27 protein-coding genes are annotated in these 22,891 nt (G+C 44.0%); 26 read left to right on the plus strand and 1 reads right to left on the minus strand.

Annotation, left to right across the window (positions count from 1 at the left end; translation table 11 throughout):
* Positions 1-7 precede the first annotated feature (7 nt).
* From rplA to rplL, 3 genes are all read left to right on the plus strand, one after another.
* The gene (rplA, locus tag ACLVWP_RS03665; RefSeq protein WP_413560184.1) at positions 8-715 is read left to right on the plus strand and encodes a 50S ribosomal protein L1; all 708 of its coding nucleotides are present in this window, start codon (positions 8-10) and stop codon (positions 713-715) included.
* A 206-nt stretch (positions 716-921) separates the two neighbouring features.
* Positions 922-1,452 (plus strand): 50S ribosomal protein L10, encoded by a 531-nt coding sequence (gene rplJ, locus ACLVWP_RS03670; RefSeq protein ID WP_413560186.1) that lies wholly within the window; start codon positions 922-924, stop codon positions 1,450-1,452.
* Positions 1,453-1,535: 83 nt separating this feature from the next.
* Positions 1,536-1,901 (plus strand): 50S ribosomal protein L7/L12, encoded by a 366-nt coding sequence (rplL, locus tag ACLVWP_RS03675; protein ID WP_413560187.1) that lies wholly within the window; start codon positions 1,536-1,538, stop codon positions 1,899-1,901.
* 288 nt (positions 1,902-2,189) lie between these two features.
* Here rplL and ACLVWP_RS03680 read toward each other — a convergent pair whose 3' ends face one another.
* Positions 2,190-2,933 carry a hypothetical protein gene (locus ACLVWP_RS03680; protein WP_413560189.1) on the minus strand — a complete coding sequence of 248 codons (744 nt, stop codon included), beginning with the start codon at positions 2,931-2,933 and terminating at the stop codon, positions 2,190-2,192.
* Positions 2,934-3,182: 249 nt separating this feature from the next.
* Between ACLVWP_RS03680 and rpoB the strand changes: the two genes are divergently transcribed.
* From rpoB to rpsE, 23 genes are all read left to right on the plus strand, one after another.
* Entirely contained in the window at positions 3,183-7,382 is a 4,200-nt protein-coding gene (gene rpoB / locus ACLVWP_RS03685; RefSeq protein ID WP_413560191.1) for a DNA-directed RNA polymerase subunit beta, read from the plus strand.
* Positions 7,383-7,408: 26 nt separating this feature from the next.
* Positions 7,409-11,539 (plus strand): DNA-directed RNA polymerase subunit beta', encoded by a 4,131-nt coding sequence (rpoC, locus tag ACLVWP_RS03690; RefSeq protein ID WP_413560193.1) that lies wholly within the window; start codon positions 7,409-7,411, stop codon positions 11,537-11,539.
* 215 nt (positions 11,540-11,754) lie between these two features.
* Positions 11,755-12,129, plus strand: a complete 375-nt coding sequence (rpsL, locus tag ACLVWP_RS03695) for a 30S ribosomal protein S12 (RefSeq protein ID WP_413560195.1) — start codon at positions 11,755-11,757, stop codon at positions 12,127-12,129.
* Positions 12,130-12,139: 10 nt separating this feature from the next.
* Positions 12,140-12,613, plus strand: coding sequence for a 30S ribosomal protein S7 (rpsG, locus tag ACLVWP_RS03700; RefSeq protein ID WP_413560196.1), 474 nt, complete (start codon positions 12,140-12,142; stop codon positions 12,611-12,613).
* A 9-nt stretch (positions 12,614-12,622) separates the two neighbouring features.
* Positions 12,623-14,728, plus strand: coding sequence for an elongation factor G (gene fusA / locus ACLVWP_RS03705; RefSeq protein WP_413560197.1), 2,106 nt, complete (start codon positions 12,623-12,625; stop codon positions 14,726-14,728).
* Positions 14,729-14,941: 213 nt separating this feature from the next.
* Entirely contained in the window at positions 14,942-15,259 is a 318-nt protein-coding gene (gene rpsJ, locus ACLVWP_RS03710; protein WP_011165353.1) for a 30S ribosomal protein S10, read from the plus strand.
* A gap of 9 nt (positions 15,260-15,268) precedes the next feature.
* A complete protein-coding gene (gene rplC, locus ACLVWP_RS03715) occupies positions 15,269-15,937 on the plus strand; it encodes a 50S ribosomal protein L3 (protein ID WP_413560198.1) in 669 nt (222 codons plus the stop codon).
* 1 nt (position 15,938) lies between these two features.
* A complete protein-coding gene (rplD, locus tag ACLVWP_RS03720) occupies positions 15,939-16,568 on the plus strand; it encodes a 50S ribosomal protein L4 (RefSeq protein ID WP_181606317.1) in 630 nt (209 codons plus the stop codon).
* Between the two features lies 1 nt (position 16,569).
* Positions 16,570-16,848, plus strand: coding sequence for a 50S ribosomal protein L23 (gene rplW / locus ACLVWP_RS03725; protein WP_088615307.1), 279 nt, complete (start codon positions 16,570-16,572; stop codon positions 16,846-16,848).
* A 2-nt stretch (positions 16,849-16,850) separates the two neighbouring features.
* Positions 16,851-17,669: a 50S ribosomal protein L2 gene (gene rplB / locus ACLVWP_RS03730; protein ID WP_088615306.1), complete on the plus strand. Its 819-nt coding sequence runs from the start codon at positions 16,851-16,853 to the stop codon at positions 17,667-17,669.
* Between the two features lie 9 nt (positions 17,670-17,678).
* A complete protein-coding gene (gene rpsS, locus ACLVWP_RS03735; protein ID WP_413560201.1) occupies positions 17,679-17,969 on the plus strand; it encodes a 30S ribosomal protein S19 in 291 nt (96 codons plus the stop codon).
* A 12-nt stretch (positions 17,970-17,981) separates the two neighbouring features.
* The gene (gene rplV, locus ACLVWP_RS03740; RefSeq protein ID WP_142699133.1) at positions 17,982-18,314 is read left to right on the plus strand and encodes a 50S ribosomal protein L22; all 333 of its coding nucleotides are present in this window, start codon (positions 17,982-17,984) and stop codon (positions 18,312-18,314) included.
* A gap of 2 nt (positions 18,315-18,316) precedes the next feature.
* Positions 18,317-18,982 (plus strand): 30S ribosomal protein S3, encoded by a 666-nt coding sequence (gene rpsC, locus ACLVWP_RS03745; protein WP_142699134.1) that lies wholly within the window; start codon positions 18,317-18,319, stop codon positions 18,980-18,982.
* On the plus strand, positions 18,969-19,376 hold the full coding sequence (gene rplP / locus ACLVWP_RS03750; protein ID WP_088615302.1) for a 50S ribosomal protein L16: 408 nt from the start codon (positions 18,969-18,971) through the stop codon (positions 19,374-19,376). Before rpsC ends, rplP begins: the two co-directional genes overlap by 14 nt.
* Before the next feature lie 2 nt (positions 19,377-19,378).
* The gene (gene rpmC, locus ACLVWP_RS03755) at positions 19,379-19,570 is read left to right on the plus strand and encodes a 50S ribosomal protein L29 (RefSeq protein ID WP_088615301.1); all 192 of its coding nucleotides are present in this window, start codon (positions 19,379-19,381) and stop codon (positions 19,568-19,570) included.
* A 3-nt stretch (positions 19,571-19,573) separates the two neighbouring features.
* A complete protein-coding gene (gene rpsQ / locus ACLVWP_RS03760; RefSeq protein WP_413560204.1) occupies positions 19,574-19,846 on the plus strand; it encodes a 30S ribosomal protein S17 in 273 nt (90 codons plus the stop codon).
* Between the two features lie 10 nt (positions 19,847-19,856).
* Positions 19,857-20,225 carry a 50S ribosomal protein L14 gene (gene rplN, locus ACLVWP_RS03765; protein WP_277577193.1) on the plus strand — a complete coding sequence of 123 codons (369 nt, stop codon included), beginning with the start codon at positions 19,857-19,859 and terminating at the stop codon, positions 20,223-20,225.
* 10 nt (positions 20,226-20,235) lie between these two features.
* Entirely contained in the window at positions 20,236-20,775 is a 540-nt protein-coding gene (gene rplE, locus ACLVWP_RS03770) for a 50S ribosomal protein L5 (RefSeq protein ID WP_413560205.1), read from the plus strand.
* Between the two features lie 9 nt (positions 20,776-20,784).
* Positions 20,785-21,090, plus strand: coding sequence for a 30S ribosomal protein S14 (gene rpsN, locus ACLVWP_RS03775; RefSeq protein ID WP_413560207.1), 306 nt, complete (start codon positions 20,785-20,787; stop codon positions 21,088-21,090).
* Positions 21,091-21,100: 10 nt separating this feature from the next.
* The gene (gene rpsH / locus ACLVWP_RS03780; protein WP_088615296.1) at positions 21,101-21,490 is read left to right on the plus strand and encodes a 30S ribosomal protein S8; all 390 of its coding nucleotides are present in this window, start codon (positions 21,101-21,103) and stop codon (positions 21,488-21,490) included.
* 7 nt (positions 21,491-21,497) lie between these two features.
* Positions 21,498-22,040: a 50S ribosomal protein L6 gene (gene rplF, locus ACLVWP_RS03785; protein ID WP_413560209.1), complete on the plus strand. Its 543-nt coding sequence runs from the start codon at positions 21,498-21,500 to the stop codon at positions 22,038-22,040.
* Between the two features lie 9 nt (positions 22,041-22,049).
* Positions 22,050-22,415 carry a 50S ribosomal protein L18 gene (rplR, locus tag ACLVWP_RS03790; protein ID WP_413560210.1) on the plus strand — a complete coding sequence of 122 codons (366 nt, stop codon included), beginning with the start codon at positions 22,050-22,052 and terminating at the stop codon, positions 22,413-22,415.
* A gap of 9 nt (positions 22,416-22,424) precedes the next feature.
* Entirely contained in the window at positions 22,425-22,886 is a 462-nt protein-coding gene (gene rpsE, locus ACLVWP_RS03795) for a 30S ribosomal protein S5 (RefSeq protein WP_413560212.1), read from the plus strand.
* Positions 22,887-22,891 lie beyond the last annotated feature (5 nt).

Below are 22,891 nucleotides of genomic sequence, written 5' to 3' on the forward strand. Positions count from 1 at the left end.
GTGAACAATGGCAGGTAAAAAGTTCGCAGCTGCTTCTAAAAAAGTAGATTCTGCAAAAAAATACTCTGTTGAAGAAGCATTCAAACTCGTTGTTGAGTCCGCTCCAGCGAAATTTGATGAATCTATCGACGTAGCATTGCGTTTGGGTATCGACCCTAAGCAATCTGATCAACAAGTTCGTGGCGCAATCTCATTGCCTCACGGTTTGGGTAAAGAAGTAAAAGTAGTTGTTTTCGCAAAAGGTCCTAAAGAGACTGAAGCGAAAAACGCTGGCGCAGACTTTGTTGGCGCTGACGACCTTGTGGCTAAAATCCAAGGTGGCTGGTTGGACTTCGATAAATGTATCGCGACTCCAGATATGATGGCGACTGTTTCTAAAGTTGCTAAAATTCTAGGGCCTCGTGGTTTGATGCCGAATCCAAAAATCGGTACTGTAACTATGAACGTTGGCGAAGCTGTAGCTGCTGAGAAAAAAGGTAAGCTAGATTTCCGCGTTGATAAAGCAGGTATCGTACATGCTGGTATCGGTAAAAAATCTATGGGCGATGCTAAACTTCGTGATAACTTCATGGTCCTTTTGGGCGCATTGGTTAAAGCGAAACCAGCATCTTCTAAAGGTATCTACCTTCGCTCTATCTCCGTAGCATCTACTATGGGTCCAGGCGTGAAGATTGAACCAAATGCAGCAGCAGCTGCAACTGGCGCACTAGCGTAGTTACTAAATAAAGCTCCGACTTGGTCGGAGCTTTTTGTTTTTTTAAATTTTAAAGCGATCAGAGACAGTAGGTTTTCTTCAGTGAATGTAATCCCATGATTGTGTGGGGCCTGCCGAGATAAGGCTAAAAGGTTATTACCTCCAAACCGACCTGATTCGCACTCACCCCTTCGTAAGAAGGGAGTCTAATGAAAGGAGGCTCACTTATGATCACTCGCGCAGATAAAGAGCAAGAGATTAAGCTTATCACTGAAAAGTTCGGTAAAGCTAAAGGAGCTTTCATCGTTGACTTCAAAGGCATCAAGGTTGAGCAAGTAACTAACTTGCGTAAAAAATTGAATGCTGCTGATTCAGAGATGAAAGTTGTCCGTAATACTCTAGCAAAAAGAGCGTTCAAAGATCACCCAACAATTGAAAAAGCATTTACTACTTCAATGAAGGGTACTAACGCCATCGTATTCTCATACGGTGAAGTGAACGCGACTGCTAAAACATTGGCTGATTTCGCTAAGGACGTAGAAGTTCTTCAAATCAAGTCTGGTGTAATGGACGGCGAAGCTTTGGACGATGCTAAAATCAAATTTTTGGCAACTCTTCCTGGCAAAGACCAACTCCGTGCTATGTTCTTGGCTACACTTCTTGCTCCAGCAACTACACTTGCTAGATGCTTGAACGTTTACGCTGAAAAACTTGGTGGCGGCGCTGAAGCTGGTACTGAAGCTGCTCCACAAGCATAATGCTTGCGCTCCGACTGTTCGGAGTTAATGGTGCAGATTAATTGAATTTTTAAATAATTTTTTTAAATCCCTGGAGGATTAAAATGTCTCTAACTAACGATCAACTTGTTGACGCATTGTCTGCGAAAACAGTTCTTGAAATCGCTGAACTTGTAAAATTGCTTGAAACTAAATGGGGCGTTTCTGCTGCTGCTCCTGTAGCTGCTGCAGCTGGTCCTGCTGCTGCTGTTGAAGAAAAAACTGCATTCGACGTTATCTTGGTTGATGCTGGCGCGAACAAAATCAACGTAATCAAAGAAGTACGTGGTTTGACTGGTTTGGGTCTTGCTGAAGCTAAAGCACTAGTTGAAGCTGGTGGCAAAGCTGTTAAAGAAGGCGCTACTAAAGAAGACGCTGAAAAAATCAAAAAAGCTCTTGAAGCTGCGGGCGCGAAAGTTACTGTTAAGTAGTCTTTCGAACCAATTCTTGGTTTTGAAAATGCCGAAAGCCTCGTGGAAACACGGGGCTTTTTGCTTTTCTGGGGTATGTATTTGCGAAGACCGCCGAGTCTTTTGAAAATCTGTGATCTGCCTCGGCTATTTTCGACCCGCGCTTCCTGCGCTTGCCCGGCTTGGGTACCGCATCCTGCGGGCCGGGAGGTCGAAAATATCCAAGTCAGCTCCCAGATTTTTAAAAGCCTCGGCTTGTTGCTAAATCTGTGGATAAAAAGCAACAAGTCCCGAATTTTTGGAGATGGGTTACCAGGCGATGCCGGCTTTTAGGGCTATGGCGTCTTGGTTTTCTATGTGTTGGGCTTTTTCCCAGTCGATGATGATTTTGTTGTATTCGATGCCGTAGCGGAAGCCGCTTCCTACTGAGGTTAGGCCTAGGGAGAAGTATTGGTGGTTTCCTTTGGATTCGTAGGGGCCGAAGCTGCCGTAGTTATTTTTTACGGTGGTGGAAACGTTGTGGCTCTCGTTGATGTAGGAGAAGTAGGGCGCTACTTTTTCGTATCTGTAGCCTACGCTGATGCCGGCTTGTTTGGTGTCTACCTTGGATTTTGATTCGTCGGAGCTGCTGCCGTAATTATTTGTGTCTGAAACTTCTCTGTTTCCGAAGGCTCCGTGGATGGCAGCTACCCAGTTATTTGCTGTGGCTCCGTGGTTTAGGATCTGAACTCTTGCACCCAGAAGGGAGTTATCGAAAAAGAGCTCTAAGCCTTTCCAAACTGTGATTCGTCCATCTAAGCCTACGTTATTTATCAGGAAAAGATCTTCTGTGTTCACGTCTGCATTGATCAGGATGGGCTCAACAGATGGTGGATTTGTGCCGGTGTTGTTCACTACGGTTACTTTTGTGGCTGCTGTGCCGACTGCGGCCACGTGGCCGCCTCCAGCTTGGTCTTCAACTAGGGGAGACGCGAAATGGGAAGATCTGAAGTTGATCGTGTGGGTGCATCCAGTGAATAAAACAGCCGCTAAAAGTGGGAAAATATTTTTCATAGTTGTCCTCATGAAAAAATCCTACGGTCTGCTGTGTTTTCTGACAACAAATGGTCTTCATGAGGTCTTAATGCGGGGCGGAAAAAGAAAGAGCTGAGGGCCGTGGAATAGTATCAAAAACCTTTAGAATCACTTGATTTATTGGGAACTTGGAGTAGTTTGGGATACTTGCGTTTAGCTTTTATTTAATGTGGTTCTTGATTCTTCCGCCCGAAGTGAAGTTTCGATTTTCTTATCACGGAGAGTACATTGGAAAAAACTCCAGTTACGGCTTCTAACATTCGAGTTAGAAAGTCTTTCGCGAAAAATAAGCAAGTCATTGATATTCCAAATTTGATTGAACTACAGAAATCTTCTTACGAAGCTTTCATTCAAAAAGATATGGATCCAGATCGCCGTGGCGAAGCTGGTCTCAATGGCGTTTTCAAATCTGTTTTCCCAATCACAGATTTCAACAACACTGCTAGCCTAGAGTTCGTATCTTACACTCTAGAACCAGCAAAATACGATGTAGATGAGTGCCGTCAGCGTGGTATGACTTTCGCTGCGCCAATCAAAGTTACTCTTCGTCTAATCGTGTTTGATGTTGATGAAGAAACTGAAGCACGTTCTATCCGTGACGTAAAAGAACAAGAAGTTTATTTGGGCGAAATCCCATTGATGACTGCGAACGGTTCTTTCATCATCAACGGTACTGAGCGCGTTGTTGTTTCTCAGTTGCATCGTTCTCCGGGCGTGTTCTTCGATCACGACGGTGGTAAAAACAATGCTTCTGGTAAATTGATCTACTCTGCACGTGTGATCCCATACCGTGGTTCTTGGTTGGATGCTGAATTTGACCAAAAAGATTTGATCCACGTTCGTATCGATCGTCGTCGTAAATTCCCAGTGACAATCTTGTTGAAAGCATTGGGTTACAACGCTGAACAACTTCTTGAATACTTCTACGACCTTGACGAAGTTTACGTTAAAGGTGGCAAGTTGTTCCGTAAGTTGGACATCGAGCGCATGTCAGGCCAAAGAGCATTGACTGATATCGTTGATCCAAAAGGTGGCGAGGCACTAGTTAAAGCTGGTCGTCGTATCACTCGCGCGATCGTTAAGAAAATCAAAGACCTTAACATCACTGAGCTTGAAGTTGAACCAAACGACCTTGATGGTAAAGTTTTGGCGAAACCTCTTATCGATGAATCTACTGGTGAGATCATCGCGGATGCGAATGCTGAGTTGAACTCTGCAATCATCAAACGCGCAATCGAAGCTGGCATCGAAAGCTTCTATATGATCTTCTTCGACGGTTTGACTGTTGGACCTTACCTTCGCAACACATTGTTGGTTGATAAAGTTTCTAACAAAGACGAATCATTGGTTGAGATCTACAAACGCCTTCGTCCTGGTGAGCCTCCAACTTTGGAAGCTGCTACGACGTTCTTCGGTCGTTTGTTCTTCGATCCTGAGACTTATGATCTTTCTGAAGTTGGTCGTATCAAGATCAATCACAGATTCGGTATCTCTATGGAAGAGTGCCCACCGTCTCACAGAACACTTACTCACAAAGATATCTTGAGCACTATCAAAACTCTGATCGACCTTAAAAATGGTCGCGGTGTTATCGACGATATCGATCACTTGGGTAACCGTCGTGTTCGTTCAGTTGGTGAGTTGCTTGAAAATCAATACCGTATCGGTCTAGTTCGTATGGAACGCGCGATCCGTGAGCGTATGTCTCTACAAGACGTAGAAACAATGATGCCTCACGATCTAGTAAACGCGAAACCAGTGAACGCAGTTGTTAAAGAATTCTTCGGTTCTTCTCAATTGTCACAGTTCATGGATCAAACGAATCCGTTGTCTGAGATCACGCACAAACGTCGTTTGTCTGCTCTAGGACCCGGCGGTTTGACTCGTGACCGTGCAGGTTTCGAAGTACGTGACGTACATCCTACGCATTACGGTCGTATCTGCCCAATCGAAACTCCAGAGGGACCAAACATCGGTTTGATCGCATCTTTGGCTACTTACGCTCGTATCAACAACTATGGTTTCATCGAGACTCCATACCGTAAAGTTGATCAAGGTTCTGTATCTAAAGACATCAACTACTTGTCCGCTCTAGAAGAAGCTGGTCACTACATCGCTCCTGCGGCTCGTGACGAAGCTGGAAACAAAGCTATCCAAACTGCTACGACAATCACTCGTCGTGACGGTGAGTACGAAATCGTTGATAAAGACAAAGTTGCATTGATGGACGTTTCTCCATCTCAGCTAGTTTCTATCGCGGCGTCTTTGATTCCGTTCCTAGAACATGACGATGCCAACCGTGCCCTGATGGGATCGAACATGCAACGTCAAGCGGTTCCATTGTTGCGTTCTCGCGCACCACTTGTTGGTACAGGTGTTGAGCGCTTGGTTGCTCGTGACTCTGGTACATCTGTTGTTGTTCAAAATGATGGTATCGTTGAAGAAGTTGATGCTTCTCGTATCGTTATCCGTCGTTTTGCTAAAGGCGGAGAACTTGGTGCGAACGTAGATATCTACAATCTAACTAAGTACCAACGTACGAATCAAAATACATGCTTCAATCAAAAACCAATCGTAACTGTTGGTGACAAGGTTTCTAAAGGCGACATCGTTGCTGACGGACCTTCAACTGAGCTTGGTGAGTTGGCTCTAGGTCAAAACATCCTAGTAGCGTTCACTCCTTGGCAAGGTTACAACTTCGAGGACTCCATCCTTATTTCTGAGCGTTTGTTGAAAGACGACGTTTACACTTCTATCCACATCGAAGAATTCGAGTGCGTAGCTCGTGATACGAAATTGGGTAAAGAAGAGATCACTCGCGATATCGCAAACGTAGGTGAAGAAGCACTTAAAGACCTTGATAGCTCTGGTATCATCCGCATCGGTGCGGAAGTTCGCCCTGGCTTCATCTTGGTTGGTAAAGTTACTCCTAAAGGTGAAACTCAGCTTTCTCCTGAAGAAAAACTTTTGAGAGCGATCTTCGGTGAAAAAGCTGGTGACGTACGTGATACATCACTTCGCGCACCATCTGGCGTTTACGGTACAGTTATCGATGCTCAAGTTTACTCTCGTGAAGGCGCAGACCGCGATGAGCGTTTGTCTTCAATCATCGAAGAGAAAAAACGCAAGCTTGAAAAAGACTTGGCTGTTGAGCAAAACGTTATCAAAAATAACTCTATCTCTAAACTTCGCGATATTTTGGTAGGCAAAATCACTACTGGCGTATTGTTGAATGAAGATGGATCTCAAAAACTTTTGAACAAAGGTCAAAACATCACGATCGCGGATATCGAAACAATTCCATTCGAATTGTTGAACTATATCCCTCTTGAACAAGATCTTGAGTTCCAAGTTAACAAAATCATCGACAACGCTCGTAACCAACTTGACGCAGTTAAATTGGTATTCAACGAGAAGATCGATCGCCTTCGTAAAGGTGACGAGCTTCCTCCAGGCGTTATCAAAATGGTTAAAGTTTACGTTGCGATTAAACGTAAAATGCAAGTCGGCGATAAATTTGCCGGCCGTCACGGAAATAAAGGTGTCGTTTCTAAAGTATTGCCTGTTGAAGACATGCCATACCTAGCAGACGGTTCTCCGGTTGACATGGTCTTGAATCCACTGGGCGTACCTTCACGTATGAACATTGGTCAGGTCCTTGAGGTTCACTTGGGTTGGGCAGCGCACAACTTGGGTAAACAAATCGGCGCCCACCTTGAAAAGTGGAATGCAGAAAACGCACGTAAAGAAATGAAAGATATCTTCAATGACTCTGATATCAGCGCAAAACTTGATGGCGCTGACGAAGGCTCTTTGAAATCAATGGTAACTCGTATGAAGAACGGTATCCACGTTGGAACACCGGTATTCGACGGTGCTCGTGAAACAGACGTTAAGAACTTGCTTGCGAAAGCAGAAGTTCCACTTTCTGGTAAGTCTATCCTATTCGATGGTCGTACTGGTGAGCCGTTCACGAACCCAGTTACTGTGGGTATCATGTACATGCTTAAACTTCACCATCTGGTTGAAGAGAAGATCCATGCTCGTTCTATCGGACCTTATTCTCTAGTTTCGCAACAGCCATTGGGCGGTAAAGCTCAATTCGGTGGTCAGCGTCTCGGGGAGATGGAGGTTTGGGCGATCGAAGCATACGGTGCCGCTTACTCTCTACAAGAGTTCCTAACTGTTAAGTCAGATGACGTAGCTGGTAGAACTCGTATGTACGAAAGTATCGTTAAGGGTGAAAACATCCTTGAACCGGGTCTTCCTGAATCGTTCAACGTTCTAGTGAAAGAGCTTCAGTCTCTTGCATTGAATGTTGAGTTGATGGAGTCCGACATCCTACGCGATCAAGATGAAGATCTTGAAGACGGTGGCGATGTTATTGAAGCAACTGTTGTGGCTCCTACTGAGCCAGAGCAGCACTAATTAATTTTTAACAACAGGGGTGTTCTTTGAGAGACTTGTTGAATTTTTTCGATAAACCAAAAGATCCACTTTCGTTTGACGCCGTACGAGTATCGTTGGCGTCACCTGAAATGATTCGTGATTGGTCATTTGGTGAAGTTAAGAAGCCAGAAACTATCAACTATCGTACATTCAAACCAGAGCGTGATGGTTTGTTCTGTGCGAAAATCTTCGGTCCTATTAAGGATTACGAGTGCTTGTGCGGTAAGTATAAACGTATGAAGTACCGTGGCGTCGTCTGTGAAAAGTGCGGCGTTGAAGTTACACAAACTAAAGTTCGCCGTGAACGTCTAGGTCACATTGAGCTTGCGACTCCAGTTGCACACATCTGGTTCTTGCGCTCATTGCCTTCTCGTATCGGTAACTTGCTTAACCTTTCTTTGAAAGACGTTGAGAAAGTTTTGTATTGTGAAGCACACGTGGTTATCGATCCAATGGAAACTACATTGGAAGAAGGCCAAGTATTGACTGAAGAAGCTTTGAACGCAGCTTTGAACGAATTCGGTCCTTCATTCAAATACGGCATGGGCGGCGAAGCTGTTCGTGACCTTTTGAGAAAAATCGATCCAGAATATTTGTCTCGTAAACTTCGTATGGAAGCTAAAGACATCAAATCTGAAGCGGGCATGAAGAAAATCACTAAGCGTCTTAAAGTTGTTGAGGCTTTCAAAGGCTCTATCAACAAACCTGAATGGATGATGCTTGAGGCTCTTCCTGTATTGCCACCGGATTTGCGTCCGTTGGTACCACTTGATGGTGGTCGTTTCGCGACTTCAGATCTAAATGATCTTTACCGTCGTGTTATCAACCGTAATAACCGTTTGAAACGTCTTCAAGAGCTTAACGCTCCAGACATCATCATCCGCAATGAAAAACGTATGTTGCAAGAAGCAGTAGACGCATTGTTGGATAACGGTCGTCGCGGTAAGACTTTCACTGGTCCAAACAAACGTCCTCTTCGCTCCCTTTCTGATATGTTGAAAGGTAAGCAAGGTCGTTTCCGTCAAAATCTACTTGGTAAACGTGTGGACTACTCTGGTCGTTCCGTTATCGTTGTAGGTCCGACGTTGAAATTGCACCAATGCGGTCTTCCTAAGAAAATGGCTTTGGAGCTATTCAAACCATTCGTATACAACAAACTTGAAGAAAAAGGCCTAGCAGCAACTATCAAGCAAGCTAAGAAATTGGTTGAGCAAGAGACAGTTGAAGTTTGGGATATCTTGGCTGACGTAGTTAAAGAACATCCAGTTCTTCTGAACCGTGCGCCAACTCTTCACAGACTTGGTATCCAAGCCTTCGAACCTGTACTTCACGAAGGTAAAGCGATCCAATTGCATCCACTAGTGTGCGGTGCCTTCAATGCCGACTTCGACGGTGACCAAATGGCGGTTCACGTTCCACTTTCTGTGGAATCACAAGTTGAAGCACGTGTTTTGATGATGTCTACAAATAACGTTCTTTCTCCAGCGTCTGGTAAACCAATCATCAATCCTTCACAAGATATCGTGTTGGGTCTGTACTGGTTGACTCGTAACCGTCTTGGAGCAAAAGGAACTGGCAAAATCTTCTCGACTGTTCAAGAAGCGCAATACGCTTACGAAACAGGCTTGGTAGACTTGCAAGCTACTTGTAAAGTTCGTATTAACGGTAAATTGCAAGAAACAACTGTAGGTCGCGCGATTCTTTCGGATTCCGTTCCTAAAGAAGTTCCTTTCAATGACGTGAACGTGATCATGACTAAGAAACAAATCGCAGCTTTGATCGACAAGACTTTCCGTCTTGCTGGTGCAAAAGCGACTTGTATCTTGGCTGACAAAATCATGGAACTTGGTTTCAAATATTCAACAGCTGCAGGTATGTCTATCGGTATCGATGACATGGTTATCCCAGCTGCCAAGGCTCCAATGATCGCGGATGCTGAAAAGCAAGTGACTGAGATCCAAACTCAGTACGATGAAGGTTTGATCACAGATGGTGAGCGCTACAATAAGGTAGTGGATATCTGGGCACAAACTGCTGATAAAATTGCTAAAGAAGGTATGAACGCGATTGAAAAACAAACGTTCATCGTTGATGGCAAAGAAGTAGTAGGACCTTCATTCAATCCAATTTACATCATGGCTGAATCCGGAGCCCGTGGTTCCGCGACTCAGATCCGTCAGTTGGGTGGTATGCGTGGTTTGATGGCGAAACCTTCTGGTGAGATCATCGAAACACCGATCACTGCAAACTTCCGTGAAGGTTTGACAGTTATCCAGTACTTCATCTCTACGCATGGTGCTCGTAAAGGTTTGGCCGATACAGCATTGAAAACAGCGAACTCTGGTTACTTGACTCGTCGTTTGGTTGACGTTGCTCAAGACGTAGTAGTTTCTGAATTGGATTGCGGTATTGACGACGGTTTGGAAATCACTCCAGTTTACGAAGCTGGTGAGATCATCCAAAACATCGGTGACCGTATCCTTGGTCGTACAACATTGAGAGATGTTGTTGATCCTCAAACTAACAACGTAGTTGTTAGAGCGAACCAAGAGATCACTGAAACTGACGTTAAAACTATCGAAGGCTTGGGTATCGATAAAGTCGACATCCGTTCTGCGCTAGTTTGCCAATCTAAACGTGGTGTTTGTGTGAAGTGCTATGGCCGTGACTTGTCTCGTGGTGCGACTGTGAACCTTGGTGAAACAGTTGGTATCATCGCAGCTCAATCTATCGGTGAGCCAGGTACTCAGTTGACGATGCGTACGTTCCACTTAGGTGGTGCGGCTTCTCGTTCAGTTGAGCAATCTGTTCATACAACTCGTTATGACGGTACAATCAAACTTGAAAACGTTCATGCAGTTACGAACCGTAACGGTAAATTGACTGTTATGAATCGTAACGGTTCTGCTCTAGTAGTTGATGAAGCAGGCCGCGAGCGTGAAAACTTCAAGCTTGTTTACGGTGCTGTATTGAACTTTAAAGAAGGTGACAAAGTTGCCAAAGGGCAAACAGTTGTCGAGTGGGATCCATATTCGAATCCAATCATCGCAGAGGTTTCTGCGAAGATCCAATATCAGGATATCGAAGAAGGTTCTACAATGCAGGAGCAAGTGGATGCGGTAACCGGTTTCGCGACTAAAGTTATCATGGAATCTAAATCTTCTGACATTAAACCAACTGTGTTCCTAGTTGATGGCAATGGTAAGACATTGAATCTTCCTGGTCGTGACATCCCTGCGAGATATTTGATCCCAGTGGGTGCTCAGCTTCTAGCAGCTGACGGTCAAGAAATTCATGCCGGTGACGTAATCGCGAAAATGCATCGTGAGACTTCGAAAACGAAGGATATCACGGGCGGTCTTCCGCGCGTTGCTGAATTGTTTGAAGCTCGTAAACCGAAAGAAGCAGCAATCATCTCTGAAATTGATGGTTATGTGACATTCGGTAAAGACGTTAAAGGTAAACAACGTGTGATCGTAACTCCTGAAGTGGGTGAGCAAAAAGAATACCTCATCCCTAAAGGTAAGCACGTTGCTGTAAGAGAAGGTGAGTACGTAAGAGCCGGTGAGGCGTTGATGGACGGTCCAACAAATCCTCATGACATTCTGGCGGTTCTAGGTGCTAAAGCCCTATCTGCATACCTTGTTGATGAAATCCAAGAAGTTTACCGACTTCAAGGTGTTGCTATCAATGACAAGCATATCGAAGTAATCGTTCGCCAAATGCTACGTAAAGTAGAAATCAAGGACGCTGGTGACAGCCGCTTCTTGGCTGGTGAACAAGCTGAAAGATATGCTTTCGACGAAGAAAATGCTCGTTTGAGCCGTGAAGGTGGACAACTTGCTACATGCAATCCACTTCTTCTTGGTATCACGAAAGTTTCTTTGAGCACTGATAGCTGGATCTCAGCAGCGTCATTCCAAGAAACAACAAAAGTACTTACAGAAGCGGCGATCAATTCTCGTACAGACCATTTGCGTGGTTTGAAAGAGAACATCATCATGGGTCGTTTGATCCCTGCAGGTACTGGCTTAACTTCTTACAAACGTTGGAAAGTTTCTGTTGCAGAAGACGACGATACATCATTCGTGGCATTGCCAGGAATGACGGCTTCTGCTCCGTCTCACCAAGGTTAATGATTGCGGTGCTCCAAATCCTCAAACCCGCCTCACTAGCGGTTTTGAGGGCTAAGGCACCGGATCTCGTAAGAAAAATGTAAAAAACTCAAAGAATGGAACTCACGCCAGTTTTTGGGAAATAAAAATAACAACAATGTCTTGACCCGGACACTTGCGACAATGTAAGTTCCAGCGTCTTGAATTCGATATAAATTGTTTAAGGGGTTTTTAAAGTGCCTACAATTAACCAGCTCATCAAAAGTGAGCGTAAAGTTCAAAAGAACCAAACAAAATCACCTGCGTTGGCTTCATGCCCGCAACGTCGTGGTGTTTGTACTCGTGTTTATACAACAACTCCAAAGAAACCGAACTCCGCTCTTCGTAAAGTAGCGAAAGTACGTCTTTCTAACGGTTTTGAAGTTATCTCTTACATCCCAGGTATCGGTCACAATCTTCAAGAGCACAGCGTTGTCTTGATTCGTGGCGGCCGTGTTAAAGACTTGCCGGGTGTTCGTTACCACATCGTTCGCGGTGTTCTAGATCTTCAAGGTGTGAACGGTCGTCTTCGTAGTCGTTCAAAATACGGTACTAAGAAACCTAAGAAATAAGGATTGAGAGATGTCACGTCGTAAAAAGACCTTTAAAAGAGAAATCATTCCAGATCCGGTTTTCAAGGATCTTACTATCGCTAAGTTCATCAACAAAATGATGATCCAAGGTAAAAAAGCTACTGCACAGAAGCTTTTCTACGGAGCATTGAAAGAGCTTGAAGGTAAAGTGCAAGGCGAAGAGCCAATTGCAGTTTTCAAAAAAGCCCTTGAGAACGTTAAGCCTTCTATCGAAGTTCGTTCTCGTCGTGTTGGTGGCGCTACTTACCAAGTACCTATCGATGTTCGCCCATCTCGTCGTCTAGCTTTGGCTATGCGTTGGTTGGTAGAATACTCTCGTGAACGTGGTGAAAAAGACCATGCTAAACGTTTGGCTGGTGAGTTCGTTGATGCTTACAACAATAGAGGTAACTCTATTAAGAAGAAAGATGACGTTCACCGTATGGCTGAAGCGAATAAGGCTTTCTCTCACTACAACTGGTAATCTGTATTCATGTCAGCTAAAGATCCTAAAGTTGTAGCTGATCTCAAGTATACTCGTAATATCGGCATCATGGCTCACATTGATGCCGGTAAAACGACGACCACCGAGCGCATTCTTTACTACACTGGAAAAAGTCATAAAATTGGTGAAGTTCACGACGGCCAGGCCACTATGGACTGGATGGTTCAGGAACAAGAGCGTGGTATTACTATTACCTCTGCTGCCACTATGGCGTTCTGGAAAGATCACCGCATTAACATTATCGATACTCCGGGGCACGTTGACTTCACTATTGAAGTTGAGCGTTCTTTGCGCGTTCTCGATGGTGCTATCGCGGTTTTCGACGGTGTGAACGGTGTTGAGCCTCAGTCTGAAACTGTTTGGAAACAAGCTGACAAATACAAAGTTCCAAGAATTTGCTTCGTTAATAAAATGGACCGCGTGGGTGCTGATTTTGTGATGTCTTTCGGGACTATCAAAGACCGCTTGCAAGCGAATCCAATTCCAGTTCAAGTTCCAATCGGTGTTGAAGATACCTTCCGTGGTGTTGTCGATTTGTTAGAAAATCGCGCCTACGTTTGGGGTACATCCGGTATGGGTGATAACTTCGAAATTACCGATGTTCCCAATGACATGAAGGAAGACGTTAATCGCTTCCGTACAGAGGTCGTTGAGAAGATCGTTGAGTTTGATGACGTTCTTCTTGAGAAATATCTCAATGGAGAAGAAGTGTCTGTGGCAGAGCTTAAAGCAGCTCTTCGTAAAGGCACTCTTGAATTGAAAGCATTCCCAGTCTTCTGTGGAGCTGCTTTCAAAAACAAAGGTATTCAACCTTTGCTAGATGGCGTGATTGATTACCTTCCATCACCTATCGAAGTTCCGGATATCGTGGGTCACGATCCAGAAAAACCTGAAAAAGAAATCATCTGTAAAACTGATTTTGATGCTCACGTGGCAGCATTGGCATTCAAAATTGCCAATGATCCGTTCGCGGGTACTTTGACTTACATCCGTGTTTATTCCGGTGAAGTAAAAGTGGGCGATCAGCTTTTGAATCCTCGTACTCAGAAAAAAGAGCGCATTCAAAAGCTAGTAAAAATGCATGCAAACTCTCGTGAAGAGGTAACCGGTTTGAAGGCTGGTGATATCGGTGCCGTGATCGGTCTGAAATTCACTGGTACAGGTGATACTCTTTGCGAAACTTCTCATGCAGTTGTTCTTGAATCTATTACTTTCCCTGAGCCTGTTATTGCTGTGGCGATTGAAGCCAAATCTTCTGCTGATCAAGAGAAGATGCTTGCGGGCCTTGAGAAACTTCAAAAAGAAGACCCTTCTTGTAAGCTAAGAAATGACCCTGAAACAGGGCAAATCTTGCTTTCCGGGATGGGGGAGCTTCACTTAGATATCCTGGTGGATCGCCTTCTTCGTGAGCACAAAGTGCAAGCGAATGTTGGTAAGCCTCAGGTCTCCTATCGCGAAACTATTACGTCTGCGGCTTCCGCGTCTCATGTATATGAGCGCGAGATTGCTGGCGAGATGAACTTCGCGTCTGTAACCTTGACGATTGAGCCGATTCCTCAAGCGGATCACATTCAATTCGTAAGCAAGGTATCAACGTCTAAAGAGTTTACACCAACGATGCTAAAAGCTATCGAAAGCGGCTTCCGTGAAGCTGCTGAGGTAGGTCCGTTGGCTAGCTATTCTATGCTCGGTGTTAAGGGGACTTTAACAAGTATTGAAGTCCGTCCTGAGAGCTCCACTGAAATGGCCTTTAAAGCAGCCGCTTCTTTGACTTTCAGGGATGCTGTAAAAAATGCCCAAGTAGAGCTTATGGAGCCAATCTTTAAGCTGGAAGTGACTTGCCCTGATGATTTCGTGGGCAATGTCGTGGGTGACTTGAACTCGCGTCGTGGAAGAATTCTCACGATGAACGTGAAGCCAGGGGGCGGGCAAGTTATCTCTGCCGAGGCGCCATTGGCCACTCTATTCGGTTATGCGACAGATGTGCGCAGTTTGAGCCAAGGTAGAGCAAGTTTCAGCATGGAATTTAAGGAATATGCCGTAGTGCCTGCGAAGGTAAAAACGGAAATTCTACACAAAATGGGAAGATACTAAAAATTTAATTTTTTCCCTTTGACAAAGATTTTTTAAATGCGCATACTCGCGCACTCGTGACATCTATATTTACAAAAAACCCCCCGCGTTTGGTGGACTTTCTAGGCCGCAAGGGCTAATTCGGGGCAAGTTTTCGATGGGATTTGATGTTCAGTTATTAACAAGTTTGCTAGTAATTACGCTACTTTATAAAAAAAGAAGAGAAGTGTCCTTATGCAAAGTCAGAAGATTAGAATCAGATTGAAGGCATTCGATCATAAATTGCTTGATCAGTCGACGAAAGAAATCGTTGAGACTGCTCGTCGCACAGGCGCAAAAGTTGCGGGTCCAATTCCCTTGCCTACTCGCATCAACCGCTACACAGTACTTCGTTCTCCGCACGTAGATAAAAAATCTCGTGAGCAATTCGAAGTAAGAACTCACAAGCGTATGCTTGATATCCTTGAACCCACTCAACAAACAGTAGACCAATTGATGAAATTGGACCTTTCTGCTGGTGTTGACGTCGAAATCAAACTTTCAGCGGTTTAGGAGTAAGACGTGAGCGAAACTACAGAAAACACACAAACGTCTGCAACAGGCCTAAAACTTGATGGCTTGTTCGCATTCAAAGAGGGTATGGCTACCATCTACAATGAACAAGGTGAAGCTATCCCAGTTACAGTTCTTCGTTATGAACCTTGGTTTGTTTCTCAAATCAAAACTAACGAAGCTGATGGTTACGAAGCTATTCAAGTAGCTTGCGAACCTAAAAAAGCTAAAAATTCAAACAAAGCTGAACAAGGCCACCTTAAAGGTGCTGGCTTCGAAAATGGCGCGCGTTTCGTAAAAGAAATTCGTCAAGCTATTCCAGAAGGTCTTACAGTAGGCGCGCAAGTATCTATCGACTCTTTGGCTAAAGGTGACACTGTTAAAATGACAGCGAAATCTAAAGGTAAAGGTTTCGCAGGTGTTATGAAGCGTTGGAACTTCGCCGGTGGACCTGGTTCACACGGTTCTAAATTCCACCGTCGTCCGGGTTCTTCTGGTAACAGAACATGGCCAGGTCGCGTAATGCCAGGTAAGAAATTCCCAGGTCATCTTGGTAACGAAACAGTAACTGTTAAGAACGTTGAAATCGTTGAGATCAATCACGCAGAAAACGTTGTTATGGTTAAGGGCCCAGTTCCAGGTGCGAAAAACACTTTGGTGAAATTGGTGAGAGTGTAATATGGCAACAGTAAATGTACTTAACTGGAAAAAAGAAAAAGTTGGATCAATCGATCTTGCTTCTGATGTTTTCGAAACTCCTATTAAAAAAGAAGTTTTGCACACAGTAGTTCAATGGCAATTGGCTAGCCGTCGCCAAGGTACTCACATGACTAAAACAAAAGGTCTAGTGAGCGGTGGTGGTAAGAAGCCTTTCAAACAAAAAGGTACTGGTGGAGCTCGTCAAGGTTCTAGCCGTTCTATCTTGATGCCTGGTGGTGGTACTGCTTTCGGTCCTCAACCACGCAGCTACGCGTTCGTACTTCCTAAAAAAGTTCGCCGCTTAGGTTTGAGCATGGCACTTTCTCACCTTCAAAAAGAAGGCAAGTTGTTCGTAGTAGACAGCATGCAATCTGAAGGTAAAACAGCTGAATTGAGCAAACGTCTTAAAGCGTTTGGTTTGAAAAAAGCTGTATTGATCGATGCAAATGTTAACGACAAGTTCAATCAAGCTTCAAAAAATCTTCCAACATTCAAATACTTCCCAGTTGAAGGTTTGAACGTGTTTGATCTTTTGAAATACGATGCAGCAGTAATCACTAAAGATTCTGTAGCTAAAATCGTAGATCGCTGCTCAATGGAGAAAGCGTAAGATGAAACAAGTAATTAAAACTCCACTAATCACGGAGAAAAACACATACCACAACGCAGCTGGCGTTTACGTGTTCGAAGTAGATATGAAATCTACAAAAACAGAAGTAAAAGCAGCAGTAGAAAAGAACTTCAAAGTTAAAGTAGACAGCGTAAGAACTAGCGTTTGCCGCGGTCACTCTAAAAACACGAAGTTTGGTGCAACTAAGGTCCCTTACTGGAAAAAAGCTTACGTTAAGCTTGTTGAAGGTGAGAAGATCGCTCTTTTTGAGGGAGTATAGAGATGGGTATCAAGACGTTCGCCCCGCGCTCTCATGGTCGTAGAGGAATGACTGGTTTCGATTTCAAAGAAATCACAAAGACAACTCCAGAGAAGTCTTTGCTTGCTCCTCTAAAGAAACAAGCAGCTCGTAACAATCACGGTCAAATTACTATTCGTCACCAAGGTGGCGGTCATAAACGTAAATACCGTTTGGTTGATTTCAAACGTATGAAACTAGAAGTGCCAGCGAAAGTTGCTGCGATCGAATACGATCCGAACAGAACTTGCCGTATCGCTCTTCTTAATTATGTAGACGGTCAGAAAGCATACATCATCGCGCCAGTTGGCTTGAATGTAGGCGACACTGTACTTTCTTCAGACAAAGCCGATATCAAACCTGGTAACTCTTTGTCTTTGTCAGCTATCCCTGTTGGTACAGTAATTCACAATATCGAATTGCGCCCAGGTAAAGGTGGTCAAATTTGCAGAGGTGCAGGTGCGAGCGCGACTTTGGCTGGTAAAGGTGATATGTACTGCCAAGTTCGTATGCCATCTGGTGAGTTGAAACAGGTTCTTTCTGTTTGCCGCGCATCAATTGGTCAAGTTGGTAACACTGACAACGAAAACATTAATCTGGGTAAAGCTGGTCGCTCTCGTTGGAGAGGTATCCGTCCTTCAGTTCGTGGTATGCACATGAATCCAGTAGACCATCCATTGGGTGGTGGTGAAGGTGTGGGTAAAGGTCATCATCCTGTAACTCCATGGGGTCAACCATGTAAAGGTTACAAGACAAGACATAACAAGAGAACTGACTCTTCAATCATTAAGAGACGTAAGTAGGAGTAGACTGTGGCACGCTCGATTAAAAAAGGTCCATTTGTTGATCTTCACGTTCAAAAGAAGATCGACCACGCAATTGCAAAAAACGATAAGAAAGTTATCAAAACTTGGTCTCGTCGTTCAACAATTCTTCCAGAAACTATCGGACTTACGTTCGCAGTTCACAATGGTAGAAAGTTCGTTCCAGTTTACATCACTGAGAACATGATCGGTCACAAACTTGGTGAGTTTGCTCCGACAAGAACTTTCCAAGGCCACGCTGAGAAGAAAGCAGCAGCTCCAGCTGCTGCTAAGAAGTAGTAGGTAGAGGTTATGGAAGTTAAAGCTAGTCTAAAATACGCAAGAGTAGGTGCTCAAAAGGCAAGACTTGTTGCAGACCTAGTTCGCGGTAAAGACGTGAACGAAGCTGTTAAAACTCTTACTTTCTTGAACAAAAAAACTGCAGGTATGGTAAAGAAACTTATCGAATCTGCTGTAGCTAACGCTGAATACAAAAAAGTTATGGACGTTGATAACTTGGTTGTTAAAGCCATCTGGGTTGATCAAGGTCCGGTTCTTAAGAGATTCCGTCCACGCGCTCAAGGCCGTGCTTTCGGTGTTCGTAAGAAAACAAGCCACATCAACGTAGTACTTGAGGAGAAATAATCGTGGGACAAAAGGTTCATCCAATTGGTTTACGCGTTGGTGTTATTAGAACTTGGGACTCTCGCTGGTATGCGAAGGGTAACCAATATTTCGAAAATCTACATGAAGATATCCGCTTGAGAAAATACCTAAAAGGTAAACTTAAGCACGCTGGTGTAGCTAAAATCGAAATGGAACGTGCAGCGAAGAAGATTAAAATCATCATCTCTACTGCTCGCCCAGGTGTTGTTATTGGTAAAAAAGGTACTGGTATTGACGCTCTTAAAGCGGAAGTTCAAAAACTTACACCCAACGAAGTTTTCTTGAGCATCCAAGAAGTGCGCAAGCCAGACCTCGATGCTCAGCTCGTTGCTGAGAGCATTGCTCAACAACTTGAGAAACGTATCTCTTGGAGAAGAGCTCTTAAAAAATCTATTGCAGCTGCGATCAAAGGCGGCGTGAGAGGTATCAAGATCCGTGTTTCCGGTCGTCTTGATGGTGCAGAGATTGCTCGTTCAGAGTGGTACAATGAGAAGAGTGTTCCTCTTCATACATTGCGCGCAGATATCGACTACGGTACTGCTGAAGCTCTAACTGCATACGGTATCATCGGATTGAAAGTATGGATCTATAAAGGCGATATCTTATCTGCTCGCGAAGTTGAGGAGGCAGGTCGTGTTAAGTCCTAAAAGAGTAAAATGGCGTAAACAATTTGTAGGCCGCGCAACTGGTTTTGCGTACAGAGGTTCTAACCTTGATTTTGGAGATTTCGGTCTTCAAGCAGTTGAGGAAGGACGTCTTACAGCACGTCAGTTGGAAGCAGGTCGTATTGCTATCTCTCGTTCAGTTAAGCGTGGTGGTAAAATCTGGTGCCGTGTATTCCCAAATACACCGGTAACAAAAAAACCAGCTGAAACTCGTATGGGTAGCGGTAAAGGTAACCCGGAGCTATGGGTAGCCCGTGTTCTTCCTGGAAAAGTTCTTTTCGAAATGAACGGTGTGACTCGTGAACAAGCTAAAGAAGCTTTCGAACGCGCAGCTCACAAACTTCCTTTCAAAACTCGTTTCTTGGTTAGGGAGTAGTTATGAAGTTCGTAGAGATTAAAGATCTTTCTGTAACTGAGTTGAAAAAGAAAAGAGCAGCTCTTTCTGAAGAGTTGTTCCAAGCTCGTATCAAGAATTCAATTGGTCAACTTTCTAACCCAATTGAAATTCGTGATCTTCGTCGTTCAATCGCGAAAATCAATACAGCAATCGTAAAGAAAGTAGCGAGGTAGTAAATGACAACTGAAACAAATACTCGTGGTCGTAAAATCGAAGTAGTTGGTGAGGTTATCAGCGACAAGATGGATAAAACTATCTCTGTCCTAATCTACCGCATGGTTAAACACGCTAAATACGGTAAGTACGTTAAGAAAACTTCTGTGTTCAAAGCTCATGACGAAAAAAACCAAGCTAAAACTGGTGACATCGTTAAGATCCGTGAAACACGTCCTCTTAGCAAAACTAAACGTTGGGCTCTTTCTGAAGTCGTAGAGACGGCGAAAGCGTAGGAGTGTTGTCATGATTCAAATGCAAACTAGACTAAATGTAGCTGACAACTCTGGCGCAAAAGAAGTTATGTGCGTAAAGGTCCTTGGTGGTTCTAAACGTCGTGTAGCATCTATCGGTGATGTTATCGTTGTTTCTATCAAAGAAGCTTTGCCAAACGCTAAAGTTAAAAAAGGTGACGTTGCTAAAGCAGTAGTAGTTAGAACTGTTCAAAAACTTCGTCGTGCTGATGGTTCTTACATCCGCTTCGATGATAACTCTGCTGTTTTGATCAACGCTAATAAAGAACCAATTGGAACACGTATCTTTGGCCCAGTTGCCAGAGAGTTGAGAGCAAAGTCGTTCGTTAAGATCGTATCTTTGGCTCCGGAAGTTCTATAAGGGGTATGAGATGAATCGCTTAAAAGCTAAATACAATAAAGAGATCGCTCCTGCTCTAAAAAAACAATTGGGAGTTGAAAACGTAATGCAAGTTCCTCGCTTGGAGAAAATCACTCTTAGCGTGTGCTTGAGCGAAGCAGTTCAAAATCCAAAAATTTTGAATACTGTTGTTGACGAGATCACTGCGATCGCTGGTCAAAAAGCTGTAATTACTAAAGCTAAAAAAGCTATCTCTAACTTTAAATTGCGTGCTGGCATCCCATTGGGTGTTCGCGTGACTTTGAGAAAAGAGAGAATGTGGTCATTCCTTGATCGTTTGAACACGTTGGCACTACCTCGCGTACGTGACTTCCGTGGTCTTCCGAACAAAGGTTTTGACGGCCGTGGTAACTACAACATGGGTCTTAAGGAGCAAATCGTGTTCCCTGAGATCAACTTTGATAAAGTTGATAAAACTCGTGGTATGAACATCACTATCTGTACAACAGCTAAAAACGATACTGAAGGCAGAGCGCTTCTTGAAGCACTTGGTATGCCTTTCAGAAAGTAGGATGATCAAATGGCACGCAAATCAGCAATTATTAAAAATAACAAAAGAAAAGCTACTGCTAAGCGCTACACTGAATACAGAACAGAGCTTAGAAATAAAGCCGTTGACATGAAACTTTCTGATGACGAAAGAGCAGAAGCTCGTAAAAAGCTTCAAGCTCTTCCTCAAAAGACAAACATCAACCGTGTTATCACACGTTGTGAACTTTCTGGTCGCCCTCGTGGTAACTACAGAAAATTCGGTTTGTCTCGTATCGCCTTCAGACAACTTGCGCTTGACGGTAAATTGCCAGGCGTAACGAAAGCTAGCTGGTAAGAGGAAAACTATGGATACAATTTCTCAGTTCCTTACAATCATTAGAAATGCTGGAGCAGCAAAACACGAAAAAGTGGATTTGCCTGCTTCTAAAGTTCGCGCTGGTATCGCACAGATCCTTGTTAATGAAGGTCTTATCCGCAGCTTCAAAGTTGCGAAAGATTCTAAACAAGGCATCATGCGTGTTTACTTGAAGTACGATGAAGCTGGTGGCCACGCTATCAACTCTATCGACCGTGTAAGCCGTCCAGGCAGACGTGTATATGTTAAATCAGATAAAATTCCTCAAGTTCGTTCTGGTATGGGTATGTCCATCATCAGCACAAGCAAAGGGATCTTGAGCGGTAAGCAAGCAGCTGAGCAAAATCTCGGCGGCGAATTGCTTGCGACACTTTGGTAGGTGAAACATGTCTCGTATTGGTAAAGCACCCGTTATTTTTGATAACACAGTAAAAGTAGATGTTACACCTGCTAATGAAGTTGTAATCAAGGGCGCAAAATCTTCTTTGAAGATTGCTATGCAACCTCAAGTTACAGCTAAAGTTGAAGGCAACAAAGTAGTGTTGGTTCGTAAGGACGACACGAAAGATGCTCGTGCATTGCACGGTCTTTACAGAGCTTTGGTACAAAACGCAGTAACTGGCGTTACTAAAGGCTTCACTAAAGGTCTTGAACTTCAAGGTGTCGGTTATCGTGCAAACGTTGCAGGTAAAAAGTTGGAGCTTTCTTTGGGCTTCTCTCACCCTGTAATCTTCGATATCCCAGAAGGCATCGAAATTAAAGTTGAAAAACAAACAGCACTTTCAATCACTGGCGCTAGCAGAGAACTTGTTGGTCAAGTAGCTGCTAAAATCCGTTCGTTCCGTCCACCAGAACCATACTTGGGTAAAGGTGTTCGTTACGCTGGTGAGCATATCCGTCGTAAAGCCGGTAAGTCTGCTGGTAAATAGAGGTAATGTATGAAACTTAAAATGAATAAACATACAAGCGATCGTAAAGTAAATCGCCTTAAAAAGAAGATCCGTATCCGCAAAACGGTTAACGGAACTGATGAAAGACCTCGTCTTTGCGTATACAGAAGCGGTAAGCATATGTATGCACAAGTTATCAACGACGTTACTGGCCACACTCTTGTGTCAGTTTCTTCTCTTGGTAAAGAAGACAAAGCTGGCATCGATATGGCTAAGCTTGTTGGTATGGAAGTAGCGAAAGCTGCTACCGCTAAAAAAATCACGAACGTGGTATTCGACCGTAACGGTTACTTGTACCATGGCCGTGTTAAATCTCTAGCTGATGGCGCTCGTGAGGGCGGCCTCAATTTCTAAGGAGTGAATGTGGAGAAGGTTCAAGCTCAAGCAGCTGAATTGGAAGAGCGTGTAGTAGCGATTAACCGCGTAACAAAAGTTGTTAAGGGTGGTCGTCGTTTCACTTTCGCAGCTCTAGTAGTTGTTGGTAATAAAGCTGGTGACGTTGGTTTTGGTACTGGTAAGTCTCAGGAAGTTCCTGAAGCTATCGGTAAAGCAAGCCGCGCAGCTAAAAAATCAGCTAAAGGCGTGACTCTTAAAGAAGGTCGTACAATCCCTCACGAAGTAGTCGGTAAATTTGGTGCAGCTAAGGTTATTATGAAACCAGCAGCTCCAGGTACTGGTGTGATCGCGGGTGGTGCAGTTCGTGCCGTTCTTGAGTCAGTTGGCGTAAAAGACATTCTTACTAAATGTGTTGGTACTCGTAACCCGCACAATGCAGTAAGAGCAACACTCGATGGTTTGGCTCAACTTAAAGAGTTTTCCAAATAGTCGGA

This window comes from Bdellovibrio sp. HCB209 (genome assembly GCF_047306065.1).
Classification (GTDB): Bacteria; Bdellovibrionota; Bdellovibrionia; order Bdellovibrionales; family Bdellovibrionaceae; genus Bdellovibrio.